Annotated in this window: 10 protein-coding genes and 1 pseudogene; 2 read left to right on the top strand and 9 right to left on the bottom strand. The window is 44.6% G+C overall.

The genetic code is table 11. The annotated features are described in order from the left end of the window. Positions 1-24 precede the first annotated feature (24 nt). The gene (gene pflB / locus J2T50_RS08305; RefSeq protein WP_253365580.1) at positions 25-2,364 is read left to right on the top strand and encodes a formate C-acetyltransferase; all 2,340 of its coding nucleotides are present in this window, start codon (positions 25-27) and stop codon (positions 2,362-2,364) included. A 111-nt stretch (positions 2,365-2,475) separates the two neighbouring features. On the opposite strand, the gene J2T50_RS08300 is transcribed toward pflB, so the two are convergent. From J2T50_RS08300 to gla, 4 genes are all read right to left on the bottom strand, one after another. Beyond that, entirely contained in the window at positions 2,476-3,273 is a 798-nt protein-coding gene (locus J2T50_RS08300; protein WP_253365578.1) for a LysM peptidoglycan-binding domain-containing protein, read from the bottom strand. A 195-nt stretch (positions 3,274-3,468) separates the two neighbouring features. After that, positions 3,469-4,392 carry a serine hydrolase domain-containing protein gene (locus tag J2T50_RS08295; protein ID WP_253365576.1) on the bottom strand — a complete coding sequence of 308 codons (924 nt, stop codon included), beginning with the start codon at positions 4,390-4,392 and terminating at the stop codon, positions 3,469-3,471. After that, complete coding sequence (locus J2T50_RS08290; protein ID WP_253365574.1) at positions 4,389-5,123, bottom strand: CppA family protein; 735 nt, start codon at positions 5,121-5,123, stop codon at positions 4,389-4,391. Before J2T50_RS08290 ends, J2T50_RS08295 begins: the two co-directional genes overlap by 4 nt. 200 nt (positions 5,124-5,323) lie before the next feature. Next, the gene (gla, locus tag J2T50_RS08285; RefSeq protein WP_253365572.1) at positions 5,324-6,175 is read right to left on the bottom strand and encodes an aquaglyceroporin Gla; all 852 of its coding nucleotides are present in this window, start codon (positions 6,173-6,175) and stop codon (positions 5,324-5,326) included. 93 nt (positions 6,176-6,268) lie between these two features. On the opposite strand from gla, the gene J2T50_RS08280 reads away from it, so the two are divergent. After that, positions 6,269-8,539 carry a Xaa-Pro dipeptidyl-peptidase gene (locus J2T50_RS08280; RefSeq protein WP_253365570.1) on the top strand — a complete coding sequence of 757 codons (2,271 nt, stop codon included), beginning with the start codon at positions 6,269-6,271 and terminating at the stop codon, positions 8,537-8,539. A 44-nt stretch (positions 8,540-8,583) separates the two neighbouring features. Here J2T50_RS08280 and J2T50_RS08275 read toward each other — a convergent pair whose 3' ends face one another. From J2T50_RS08275 to J2T50_RS10615, 5 genes and pseudogenes are all read right to left on the bottom strand, one after another. Beyond that, the gene (locus J2T50_RS08275; RefSeq protein WP_253365569.1) at positions 8,584-8,925 is read right to left on the bottom strand and encodes a P-II family nitrogen regulator; all 342 of its coding nucleotides are present in this window, start codon (positions 8,923-8,925) and stop codon (positions 8,584-8,586) included. 15 nt (positions 8,926-8,940) lie between these two features. Continuing rightward, the gene (locus tag J2T50_RS08270; protein ID WP_253365568.1) at positions 8,941-10,176 is read right to left on the bottom strand and encodes an ammonium transporter; all 1,236 of its coding nucleotides are present in this window, start codon (positions 10,174-10,176) and stop codon (positions 8,941-8,943) included. Between the two features lie 138 nt (positions 10,177-10,314). Further along, a complete protein-coding gene (locus J2T50_RS08265) occupies positions 10,315-11,370 on the bottom strand; it encodes a glycerate kinase family protein (RefSeq protein WP_253365567.1) in 1,056 nt (351 codons plus the stop codon). Positions 11,371-11,432: 62 nt separating this feature from the next. Further along, positions 11,433-12,812 (bottom strand): branched-chain amino acid transport system II carrier protein, encoded by a 1,380-nt coding sequence (brnQ, locus tag J2T50_RS08260; protein WP_253365566.1) that lies wholly within the window; start codon positions 12,810-12,812, stop codon positions 11,433-11,435. A gap of 104 nt (positions 12,813-12,916) precedes the next feature. After that, positions 12,917-13,795, bottom strand: a pseudogene (locus J2T50_RS10615) (pneumococcal-type histidine triad protein); the annotation flags it as partial. Positions 13,796-13,947 lie beyond the last annotated feature (152 nt).

Genomic DNA, 13,947 nt, shown 5'->3' with positions numbered 1-13,947 from the left:
CACTTAATAAAAAGGAGAAACCTCATGTCAACAAAGGTTAAAACTAAAAACGTAACTGAAGACATTTTCGCCCAAGCCTGGGAAGGCTTTACAGGTACTGACTGGCAAGATAAAGCCAGCGTATCACGTTTTGTTCAAGCAAACTACACACCATACGATGGTGATGAAAGCTTCCTTGCAGGTGCAACTGAGCGTTCACTCAAGATCAAAAAAATCGTAGAAGAAACAAAGGCTTATTACGAAGAAACTCGTTTCCCTATGGACACTGACCGTGCAGCATCTATTGCTGATATCCCAGCTGGTTACATCTCAAAAGAAGACGAATTGATTTTCGGTCTTCAAAACGATGAACTCTTCAAATTAAGTTTCATGCCAAAAGGTGGTATCCGTATGGCTGAAACTACTTTGACAGAAAACGGCTACACACCAAACGAGACTCTACATGAAATTTACACAAAACACGTAACAACCGTTAACGACGGTATCTTCCGTGCTTACACTTCAAATATCCGTCGCGCTCGTCACGCGCACACAGTAACTGGTCTTCCAGATGCTTACTCACGTGGCCGTATCATCGGTGTTTATGCTCGTCTTGCCTTGTACGGAGCTGACTACTTGATGGAAGAAAAAGTTGCTGACTGGAATGCTGTAAAAGAAATCAACGAAGAAACCATTCGTCTTCGTGAAGAAATCAACCTTCAATACCAAGCCTTGCAACAAGTTGTTCGCCTCGGTGACCTTTACGGCGTTGACGTTCGTAAACCAGCCATGAACGTAAAAGAAGCTATCCAATGGGTAAACATCGCCTTCATGGCAGTCTGCCGTGTTATCAACGGTGCTGCTACTTCACTTGGCCGTGTTCCAATCGTTCTTGACATCTACGCTGAACGTGACTTGGCTCGTGGTACATTTACTGAAAGCGAAATCCAAGAATTCGTTGATGACTTCGTTATGAAACTTCGTACAGTGAAATTCGCTCGTACAAAAGCTTACGACGCTCTTTACTCAGGTGACCCAACATTCATCACAACTTCTATGGCAGGTATGGGGGCTGATGGACGCCACCGTGTAACGAAAATGGACTTCCGTTTCCTCAATACACTTGACAACATCGGTAACTCACCAGAACCAAACTTGACTGTTCTTTGGACTGATAAATTGCCATACAGCTTCCGTAAATACTGTATGAAAATGTCACACAAACACTCTTCAATTCAATACGAAGGTGTGACTACAATGGCTAAAGATGGTTACGGCGAAATGAGCTGTATCTCATGTTGTGTATCACCACTTGACCCAGAAAACGAAGATGCACGCCACAACATCCAATACTTCGGTGCTCGTGTAAACGTCTTGAAAGCTCTTCTTACTGGTATCAACGGTGGTTATGACGATGTACACAAAGACTACAAAGTATTTGACATCGACCCAATCACTGACGAAGTTCTTGATTTCGAAACAGTTAAAGCTAACTTTGAAAAATCTCTTGACTGGTTGACTGACACTTACGTAGATGCCTTGAACATCATCCACTACATGACTGACAAGTACAACTACGAAGCAGTTCAAATGGCCTTCTTGCCAACTAAACACCGTGCAAACATGGGATTCGGTATCTGTGGTTTCGCAAATACAGTTGATACATTGTCAGCTATCAAATATGCTACAGTTAAAACTATCCGTGATGAAAACGGCTATGTTTACGACTACGAAACAACTGGCGATTACCCACGTTGGGGTGAAGATGACCCACGTTCAAACGAATTGGCTGAATGGTTGATTGAAGCTTACACTACTCGTCTTCGTAGCCACAAACTCTACAAAGACGCTGAAGCTACGGTTTCACTTCTTACAATCACTTCAAACGTTGCCTACTCTAAACAAACAGGTAACTCACCAGTTCACCGTGGTGTTTACTTGAACGAAGACGGCACAACTAACTTGTCACAACTTGAGTTCTTCTCACCAGGTGCTAACCCATCTAACAAAGCTCGTGGTGGCTGGTTGCAAAACTTGAACTCACTTGCTAGCCTTGACTTTGCTTATGCTGCTGATGGTATCTCATTGACAACACAAGTATCTCCAAAAGCTCTTGGTAAAACATTTGACGAACAAGTCACAAACTTGGTAACAATCCTCGATGGTTACTTTGAAAATGGTGGTCAACACGTTAACTTGAACGTTATGGACTTGAAAGATGTCTATGACAAGATTATGAGCGGTGAAGACGTTATCGTTCGTATCTCTGGTTACTGTGTAAATACTAAATACCTTACACCAGAACAAAAAACTGAATTGACTCAACGTGTCTTCCACGAAGTTCTTTCAATGGATGACGCTGCAGAAGCTCTTTCAGCTAACTAAGTAATAACCCCTTCTGCCATATAGGCAAGGGGTTTTCTTGAGCACTCTCTCAGCTCCACTAAATCCTTTAAGGATAAACAAAAAGACCAGCTTATCAGCTAGCCTCTCTGTTTAATATTTAGGATAAATGTAAGATAATTGACTTGTCGTGTCTTGCGGGTTAATCCATCCGCGGTGATTGTCAATCCACTGACGACCGTTGGTATTGGCTTCTAGAACTTGAATACGCCCATCTGCTGCTACATCTGTTACATAGGCTACATGACCATAGGCACCATCATCCCAAACAGCAATAGCGCCAGCTACAGGAACAGCTCCAATTGTATAGCCATCGCGCGAAGCATTTCTAGCCCAATCAGCAGCATTTCCCCACCAATCGCCGGCCCAACCAGTTAATTTTTGTACTGCCCAAGTACATTGCCCTACTGGATAATTGATGCCAGGTTCATAATCATAGCCTTCTAGATAGTAAGAGGAAGCTGCTGCAGCCGTTTCCAAAGCAGAAACTTGAAGTGTTTGGCCAACTGTAATGTAATCCGCTAACGTCAATCCATTCAGACTTGCTAACTGACCTGCATCCATACCATAAACAGCCGCAATGCTAGAGAAGGAATCTCCCTCCTGCACCACATAAGTCGTCGTCGCTGTTGGAGCACTATTCTCAACCGCTACAGGCTGCGTTGTCGTCCCTGGAATCGCCAATACTTGCCCAGGTCCAATCACATCAAAGATATCCATTTGATTTGCCTGCGCTAGCTCATAGGCGTCAATCCCGTAGGATTGGGCAATTGAAAAGAAAGAATCTCCATTCTGAATCACATAATCATCTGCCGATACGAGCTGCTGTCCTACAAGACCGCTCGTTAAAATAGCGGCATACACGGTAACTTTTCCTAAAATTTTTCTCATGTCTCATCTCCATATTATTGATAGTATTATTTTATCAAAATAGTGCCCAGGAAAAATCACAGATACATTAAAAATATAGGAGATATATTACAATCCGGTATCATTTCAAGCTGGATTGTGACAAAGTCATGTCACGATATTTGACACATCAAAACACCCTATCAAAAAAGCACTTCAATTCGAGTGCTTTTCTTTTTACAAATTTTCCTTGATAACATCACGTAATTCTCTGCGTTTTTCAATCCAAAGAGGTCGATTATCATAGTGATAGGTACGATTGGTGAGAAATATCGCTGCTTTTTGCGCTTTGCGATTGACCATGATAAAGGGTCCTGTGTAACCTGTATGGTCCAACCAATCCTCTTCATCAATGTTCCAGACAATCGAGCGTGGTTTGGAACTGCTGACATTGATCGTCAGATTTTCTGCAAAATCATCCTGCAAATAATGCTCTAAAAACAACTCCAAATCAGAAAGTGTTGAAAATAGCCCAGCAGAGCCGCAATGCACTCCCAAAACTTTAGCCTTGGGATCATGAACGAGACCCGCCCTTTGGCCTTTGACTGTTGCCACAGCTTGCTGCCGTGGACCAAAGCCAGTCTCCGTCATTTCCCACGGTTCAAAAATCTTTTCCTGCAAAATTTGATCCAAATCTTTTCCAAACAAGCTCTCCACCATAAAGCCTAAGAGAATCAAGTTGACATCCGTGTACTTAAAAGACTTGTCTGCCGTCACCGTCAGCTCATGCATAGCTGCTTTTAGCCCCGCAGCATCCAACCTATCCCGATTGGGAATAAAGGGGTCAATCCCTGAAGTATGGGTAACCAACTGGCGAATGGTTACCGTCTGGTCGTGAAAGACTGGGTAGTAGGTAGGAAAAGGCTCATCCAAGGCAATCTTGCCTTCCTGAATCAACCAAATCAATACTGTCCCAACTCCGACGACTTTAGAAACCGAAGCCAAGTCATAGACCAGACCGGGCTTGATTTCCATATGCTCCTCGGCCTGTCCCAAGTAATACTCCTGCCATTGACCGTTAGAAAAGAGAGCCAACGAGGCTCCCGGATAGAGTTTTTCAGCTATTTGAGCTTGAATTTTTGTCAGAATCTCTTGTCTCATTTTTCAAACCAAACTTCAATACCACTTGGGTCTACGGACTGAATAAAGCTTTCTTTTTTATCTTTGAAGAAAGCTCCTGGCAGTTTTGCTTCTAATTGAGCCCAATCCATATCAGCAGCTACTGTAAAGCGTAAGCTGTCTAAATCCCAAGTGCTGTCAGCAGGTGCTAGTAAGTCTTCTCCTTCTGCCTCTTGGAATGCCAAAATAGATTGTTCTGGTAAGAGTGCCTGATAAAAATCGCGACTCTTTTCTACCTGCGGACTATTGATGACAATCTTCTCAACCGTAAATGCTGTCAAACCAGTAAAATTAGTCAATTCTTTGAATTCTTGCGGTGCTGCAATTTCATTCAAATCAGCCCCGCCTTCTTCTGAATGAAGAAGAAAAGTGTATTTTTCAGGTGCTTCAGCAGCAAAAGCATAGCCATTTCTACCTTGATACAGCTTGGTAAAGCGACTTCCTCTCGCTAATAGCGCTTCAATCTCTAAAGGATTTTCTACTTTGATAACAATTTGGGATAATTTTTTCAAGCCTTTAACGGCACGAGTCCGCATACTTGGAGATTCAATCAAGACCAGCTGGGCTTCTTTTTTACCCTGCCCACTAAACTCTGCAAATGGACCATCTTCTAAAATCGTCTTCATTCCCAAGTCTTGCTCAAGAAAATCTTGGTTCATGGTCCGATTGTTGACGCGTAGGGCTGGAACTATTTTATTTGTGTCTATATACATGCTCATCTCCTTCAGTTCATACCCTTCTATTGTAAAGGAAAATCATGCATTTGACAAATATTTATACACAATTTCAAAGTATAAAAAAGAGGCAAATCTCTTTTTATAGAATCTATAATTTATCGATCTCAACCTACTCCCCTAAGAAGAGCATAGAAAAAGAAGCCGGAATAGAAATCCCTAGCTTCTTCTTTATATTCTTATGCGTACAATACTTTAAAAAGTGCAACTGCAGCAATCCCTGCAAGGATAGGTGCTACAACTGGTACCCAAGCATACCACCATTTTGAATCTGCCTTAGCTTGACCAAGTACAGATGTTGGCAATACTGCGTGGAGGATACGTGGACCAAGGTCACGAGCTGGGTTGAGGGCTGGTCCAGTAGGGCCACCAAGGGCTGCTACAAGAGCCATTACCAAGAAACCAAGCGCCAAGTGAGCTACGCTAAGACCTGGGTTAAGGAAGTTTGTTAATTGCATTGAAGTAGCTTTGTTTGAAAGGTCTGCACCTTGTGATGAAACATATTGCAATACTTCCGCACCGAAATAGTTTTTCGTCAAGGCCATTGCTCCAAAGAACAAGACAAATGAACCGAAGAATTCGTTCAAGAAACCGTTAATCCATGAAGCTTTGCGGCTTTCTTTTGTACCATCATCAAGAGCTGAGATAGTTGAGAATGAACCCAAGATGTGGTTTGGATTTTCAGTTTTCATGAAGTAAGGGCGGTAAACACCGACAACAACTGCTTGACCAGCGATAGCACCAGCGATTTGAGCTGCGATGTAACCTGGTACCAAGCTCCATTTGAAATAGCCTAAAACAGCTAAACTAATTGTGAAGGCTGGGTTGATGTGGTTACCTGATACGTTGCCAAACATAAGAGCCGGCATCATAACGGCAAGACCATAACCAAGTGCAATAACGATCCAACCTGAGTTGTTTCCTTTTGTACCTTTAAGGTCAACGTTGGCAACCGCACCATTTCCCAAGATAACGAGAAGAGCTGTTGCAAGAAATTCTGTAATGTACTTAATATGTACTGCTACGTCCATTTTTTTGTGTATCCTCCAATATTTTTTAGACAATCCTTATTTTATCAGCTATAATGGGTTATGTAAAGGAAATATTCAAGTTTAGGAGAATGTATGCGTTTTAATCAATTTTCATATATCCAATTTTCAACAGAACGGATGCTAGCAGAGTTAGCCGAGCTCGGTTTCCATCTTTCCAGCCAATTTTCTGACAAGAAAAACCTTGAACTCTTCGTTCGTAAAACCTTCTTTTTAGTAGAAGATACAGATACTGCTTTGGCAAATTTATTGGCGGACTGGGACTGTGATTTGTTGGGCTTTTTCCAATCAGACCGTCCTCTGACAGACCAAATTTTTTACCAAGTAGCCTTCCAAATGCTAGGCTTCGTTCCCAATTTTGACTACAGCAATATAGAAGATTTCCGTTCAGAATCAGGTTTTCCGATTGTATTTGGCTCCATCATCGAAAATCTCTATCAGCTGCTCAGCACGCGTACCAAAAATGGGGCACTCTTGGTGGAACAACTGGTCAGCGATGACTTGATTCCTGAAGACAATCATTATCATTTCTTCAATGGAAAATCTCTAGCTACCTTCTCGACTCACGATGTCCTACGTGAAGTGGTTTACGTGGAGACGCCTGTTGATACAAGCAAGGCCGGACAGACTGACCTGACCAAGGTTTCCATCCTGCGTCCTCGATTTGCCGGGAAAGTGCCTGCTGTTATCACCAACAGCCCCTACCATCAAGGAACCAACGACAAGGCTAGTGACGCCGCCCTTCATAAAATGGAGGGTCAACTGGAGCAAAAAGAGGCCGGGCAAATTACTCTAGAGGAACCATATATTGCTACTTTGCCTACTGACCAGAGAGACTTGCCAACGTCTCCAGCAACCGAGAAACTGGGTCACATTTCTTCCTACTCGCTCAATGATTACTTCTTGGCGCGCGGATTTGCCAGCATCCATGTGTCTGGCGTGGGAACACTGGGTTCGACAGGTTATATGACATCCGGTGATTACCAGCAAGTGGCTGGCTATAAGGCCGTCATTGACTGGCTCAATGGTCGAGCACGCGCCTACACTTCTCACAAACGCGACAAGATCGTTCTGGCTGACTGGGCAAATGGAAAAGTGGCAACAAGCGGTATCTCCTATCTCGGAACCATGTCCAATGCTCTAGCAACAACCGGTGTGGATGGACTAGAAGTCATCATTGCCGAGGCAGGAATTTCTTCTTGGTATGACTACTACCGTGAAAACGGTCTGGTAACTAGCCCCGGCGGCTACCCTGGCGAGGACTTGGACAGCTTGACAGCACTGACCTACTCCAAGAGTTTACAAGCAGGTGATTTCTTGAAAAATAAGGCCGCATACGAGGCAGGAATCGCTGCAGAACGAGCACAGTTGGACCGCACCAGCGGTGATTACAACCAATATTGGCACAACCGCAATTACCTACTCAATGCGGACAAGGTCCAGTGCGAAGTGGTCTTTACACACGGCACACAGGATTGGAATGTTAAGCCGATCCACGTCTGGAATATGTTCCACGCGCTGCCAAAAACTGTCAATAAGCACCTCTTCTTCCACCACGGGGCCCATGTCTATATGAACAACTGGCAGTCCATTGACTTCCGCGAATCCATGAACGCCCTCCTCACCCACAAATTACTGGACTATGAGAACGACTACCAACTACCAAGTGTCATCTGGCAAGACAATCGTTCCGCACAGACTTGGACAGTGCTGACTGATTTCCAAGGGACTAGCCAGCAAGAATTTGCACTCGGGACAGGTGTCAAAGATATTCAAAACCAATATGCTGATGACGATTTTGTCCGCTATGGAAAGGCTTATCCTAGCTTCCACCAGGACCTCTGGAATGACAAGGCGCATCAAATCACCATCGATTTACCAATCGAAGAAGACCTGCATCTCAATGGTCGTGCCAGTCTGCAGCTACGCGTCAAATCAAGCGTCTCCAAGGGTCTCTTATCTGCTCAAGTACTGGACTTTGGACCTGCCAAGCGACTGACGCCAATTCCAACTGTACAAGAGCGCAACAGGCTGGATAATGGCCGTTTTTACGCCCAAGAAAATCTAACTGAATTGCCATTTGTCCAAACACCGCATCGCCTAGTCACAAAAGGCTACCTCAACTTGCAAAACCGCAGTGATTTATTGACAATCGAGGTTGTCACCGCTGACGAGTGGATGGACTTGACTTGGGACTTGCAACCAACCATCTATCATTTCCCTAAAGGAAGCACGCTTCGCGTCATTCTCTACACAACTGACTTTGAAGTGACCGTTCGTGATAATAGCGACTGGACCATTTCAGTGGACTTGGAGCAATCCAAAATTCAACTTCCAATCAATTAAAATTAAAAAGAAGCCATTAGGCTTCTTTTTTGTCTATTTTCCCACTACAAGGCATCGCCGCCGCGTTCGCCCGTCCGGATACGGATGACTTCTTCAATCGGGATGATGAAAATTTTTCCATCACCGACATCTCCTGTGCGGACTGCTTCTGCAATCAGATTTACGATAGCTTCTACACTAGCATCATGTGCGACAATTTCAATCTTGACTTTGGCCAGCAAGGTCGGAATAATTTTTTGACCGCGCACGTATTCTGCAAACCCTTTTTGATTGCCGTAGCCCAGAACTTGACTGATGGTCATCCCTTTAGCCAAGCCAGTTTCAGACAAGGCGTCTTTCAGATCTTCCAACTTATCAGCACGGATAATGGCTTCAATTTTTTTCATTTTTCTTCTCCTTGCTTACGAATCTAATCCCATGAAAGTTGGATAAGCCGTTTCCTCATGCTCACTATCATCCAGACCAATGGCTTCTGCACGGTCACTCACACGTAAAGGCATGATTGCTTTGATTCCTCTAGCAATCACGTACGTAGCTCCCGCTGACCAAGCAATTGTAAAGAGAATGGCGAGCACTGTCACGAGTAATAATTTTGGATTGCCATAGATAATCCCGACAAAATCTTTGTTTAAGGCTAATTCTGGAGTGGTAAAAATTCCTGTTGCAATACCACCGAAAATACCGCCGATACCGTGACAACCAAAGGCATCCAAGGCATCATCATAGCCAAATTTTTCCTTCAAGGTCGAAATGGCAAAGTAACAAATCGGACTAACCAACAGCCCAATCAAGATCGAACTCCAAACAGAAACAAATCCTGCACCGGGAGTGATGGCTACTAGACCTGCAACCAGACCTGTAGACGCTCCAACCAAGGATAGGTTACCCGTCATCCGATGTTCAACAAGGAGCCAAGACACGAGGGCCGCAGCAGCAGACACATGGGTCGTTAGAAAAGCGTGAACCGCAAGACCATTGGCTCCCAAAGCAGAGCCTGCGTTAAATCCAAACCAGCCAAACCACAGAATTCCTGCCCCCAAAAGAACAAAGGGAACATTGTGCGGGCGGTAGACATTGTGCGAATGATCCCGACGCTTCCCAACTATAAGCGCGAGCACCAAGCCAGAAACCCCTGAGGTAATATGAACCACATCCCCACCAGCAAAGTCGATAGTGCCCCATTGAGCCAAGAGCCCCTCATCCCAGACCATATGCGCAAATGGGAAATAAACGACAAAGAGCCAGATAGCCATAAAAAGTAGCAAGGGGGTAAATCGCATACGTCCCGCAACTGCTCCCGTTAAAATGGCTACGGTAATAATCGGAAACATCATCTGGAAAATGGCGAATAGGGCATCTGGAATGTCCAATCCTCGACTGGAAGCTGTTTCACTCACTCCATTGAAAAACAAATGGGAAAAATCCCCAACGAGACTTCCGTGTCCACCAAAAGACAAGGAATAACCACAGACAATCCACAAAACAGAGGCAAGTCCCATCGGTACAATACACATCATCATGGTATTGATGACATTTTTGCGCCTACCTAAACCACCATAGAAAAAGGCTAAACCAACTGTCATAAAAAATACTAAGCATGAACAAACGAGCATAAATGCAATACTACCTGACTTCATAAAAACCTCCTAAACTTCCATGTCACATAATATAACATAAAACAAAATACAACGTCAAGGTTTTTATTTGAATTTTCTGATTTTTTAATTTTAAACCAGCAACAACCGAACAATTTTTCTATCATAAAACACCAGAACCTAGATTCCGGTGCTTGATTTACTGAATAACTGCCATACATTTCCCGCTACAAATCGGGCATTTTTCAAGGTCTCGGATTCTTTCATGGCATTTTCTAAGGATTGCGCCTTTGTCTGAATAGAAAATACAGCCAAGAAGTCCGAGTAGAGTGCCAGTTCCCGCTCTCCTACTGCCCCACAGAGCGCGATGACCGGACGATTGTAAACCTGTGCCAACTCAGCCAAACCAACGGGTGCTTTCCCTTGAAACGACTGGCTGTCCAAACGTCCTTCGCCCGTAATAACAAGGTCTGAATGAGCAACTTTTTCTTCTAGACCGATTAAGTCAACTATACTTAAAAAGCCAGGCCGAAGCTTGCCTCCTAGCACGAGAATAGCTCCGCCGAGCCCGCCTGCTGCACCACTTCCAGCTAGTTTCTGCAAGTCCATTTGCTTTTCAGCCCTTATCTTGTGAACGAATTCTCGGGCTCGCGCATCTTCAACGGCAATCTGTTCCGGGGTTCCGCCTTTTTGCGGGCCGAAAATCCGTGCATATCCTTCGGGTCCTGCGTAAGGATTTCTTACATCTGTTAGGCCGATTATCTCCACTTGACGGAGTTGTTCTGCGTACGGAACCAACTTTTCCAAGAAACCACGGCCACCATCTGAGCTACCTGTTCCGCCCAATGTCACAAAAATCTGTCGGCAATTTCGCTCCAGCGCATCTAAAACTAGATCCGCTAAACCAGCTGACGAAGCTTTCTCAAATATTTCTGGACTGGGCGTAATCTTATCAATTCCCAGTAGACTAGCTGACTCTATAAAAGCTCGACCTTGCGCTACGAGATAGGCTACGGACAAAGGCCGGCCAAGCAAGTCAGTAGCCTGCACCTGAACCATCTCGCCTGATAAAGCACAAGCAAGAGCATCTAGGGTCCCTTCCCCGCCGTCAGCAATGGCCACAGTCTCCACTTCCAGAGACGGTGACGCATCCAGCAAACCAGCCCTGACTGCCTGATTCATTTCAGCTGATGTTGCCGATCCTTTAAAGGAATCAATCGCAACTAACACACGCATATGAAGCCCTCCTTTTACTTTATTATAGCACGGCAAAAAGAGGCTGGACAATCGCCAACCTCTTACTTTTTCTTCAAAAAATGATGAACTAAACCAATCACAAAACCAACCAAAGCAAAGCTCATCCAGCCCAGAGAATATCTTCCCAAAGGCACAACTTGTCCAAAGAAATGAAGCAGACCTGCTGGTAATTTAAAGAGGCCTGTCATCCCTGCAAGAGTATTGACCGCATCATAGAAACCAGCGATAAAGGTCCAGCCAATCGTCCAGCGGTAAACAATCGGATCATGCTGGAACCATTTGCCCATCAAGGCCAAGAAGATAATGGCAACGGTCAACGGATAAAGCAAGAACAAGACCGGCAAAGACCACTTGATAATTTCAGACAACCCACCAAAGTAGAAAACAAGCGCAATAATGGTAAACACAGTTGCCCAAACGGCATGAGAAACTGCTGGTAAGAGCTTATGGAAATACTCCGCACAGGCTGTAATCAAACCCGTCGCAGTTGTGATACAGGCCAGGAAAATCACGACAGCTAAAACCGCTCTACCAATCGCTCCCAAGTAGAAATGCGAAGCCTGACTCAGAACATGTCCACCATCAATGACCTGCCCCTTGAGTTGAAACGCTCCCGCTGTAAAGTCAAACAAGCTTTGTGAAGTTGCACCGATACGCGCAACAAAGATATACACTAGGGCAAGGAGGACACTCGCAATCACACCTGATTTCAAGGTAATGCCTGCGACTTCTTGATTGTCCTTAGCTCCAAACACCTTGGCTGAATTGATCACCACAATCGAAAAAGCCAATGACGCAAGGGCATCCATGGTCCCATAACCTTGAATCAAGCCTGCTACAAATGGCAAATTAGCAAAGGCGTCACTGGTTGCTGGAGTGGCATTATGTGCTAGCCCCATTTTTCCAGCTGGATGAAGGAAAGAGGCAATGACTAAGACAGCCAATACAAAGAGTAGGGTCGGCGTCAGGTATTTCCCGATACGGTCCGCCATCTTGCTCGGACGAATAGCCAACCAATAGGAAATCCCAAAGAAAATCAGAGCATAAATGACTTTCCCCATAAAAGACGGTCCAAAAATCGGCTCAATCCCGATAGAGTAGGAAGTTGCACCTGTCCGAGGAATGGCAAAAAATGGACCAATGGACAGATAGAGAGCAACTGAAAAACAGAGAGCGTATAGTTTAGAAACTGGTCGCGCAATGGACTCCGCATCCTCCGTTCCCGTATAGGCGATAGCCGCAACCCCCATCAAGGGCAGGGTAACAGCTGTCAAACAAAAGCCAACAATAGTCAGCCAAACATTGCTTCCCGCATAAATTCCAAGATAAGCAGGGAAAATCAAATTCCCAGCACCAAAAAAGAGGGCAAACAGCATCAATCCAATGGTGACATAAGCACTAAGCGACGGTTTCTTTTTCATTATCTTACCTTTTTCTAGAATAAATTCATTCTCTCTATTCTAACAGAGTCTAGCGCCGAATTCAAGAAAAACGAGGCTAAATCACTGTCTAGCCTCACTTTCTTTTATGCTTTAAAATTGTATTGCTTGCAAAGGGTATCTAAATCTGCATTGATTTTGGCAATGCTATCTTCACCACCGACTTTCAAGTCATTTTGGCGGTCAAAGAGGGCATCCACTGCATCGGAAATTTTTTCTTTCACCGTTGCATCTGCCATCTCTTCAGCTACTTTCAAAGACGCCCACAATCGTTCTTCCAGAGCATCCATTTCCGGACCAGTTACCTTGGCACCTTCTTCAGTGTTGTCTTCATCAGCGCCATCTTCCTTGTCTGCTGGCTCCTCAGATGGGGAAAAATTATTGGTTTCAGGGTCGCTAGCGTTGCTACCATGTCCATAGTCACTGCTGTGGCCCCATCCGTCTTTGGCAGGCAATTCGTCAGGGTGGGCAATGTAGTACTTAATCGTCGCAAAGAATTGCTCTAAAGTATAACCATCTGGCGCAGTATACAACTTTTCATCAAACCAGCTAAACTTGAGGTTATGGTAATGGTCTGTATGCGGAATGATGATGTAATCGTCCGATACTTTGACCGCATAAGCTGCATTGTAGCTCATCTTTTCAACTGGAACAATCTTAGCTGGTGCTACGCGCTCATACAGCTCTTTGGCAGAAAGATTTGCCAGTGGATTCGTTGGTTCAGCAGATTCTGCAGGTTTTTCTACTGGCTTTTCTACTGGTTTATCGACAGTTTTTTCTGTTGATTTTCCAGCCAAGAATTCCTCAGCCGCCTTGCGTTCTGCGGGTGACAAATCTTTCTTAGGAACCCAGTGCTCATGCGTCATGTGAGGGATAATATAAGCCTCTCCCAAATCCTCTTTGATATCTTTCGCATCAAAGATATAGCCGTCTGACGTTGCGTATTTACCTGCTGCCTTTGCAGCGGCCACTTCTTCTGGGCTATAGATAATTTTTGAATTTGGCTTACCAGGACGCTCTGCTATAGGGGTAAAATAGGTCACATGCTTGCCACCATGATGCTCCTCCGAAACAATCGGTTTCGGACTTGGTTGCGCGGGTTGAGGTTGATGGGCAA

The organism is Streptococcus gallinaceus, assembly GCF_024170225.1.
Taxonomy (GTDB): Bacteria; Bacillota; Bacilli; order Lactobacillales; family Streptococcaceae; genus Streptococcus; species Streptococcus gallinaceus.
This window is presented reverse-complemented; position numbering and strand designations above follow the sequence as displayed.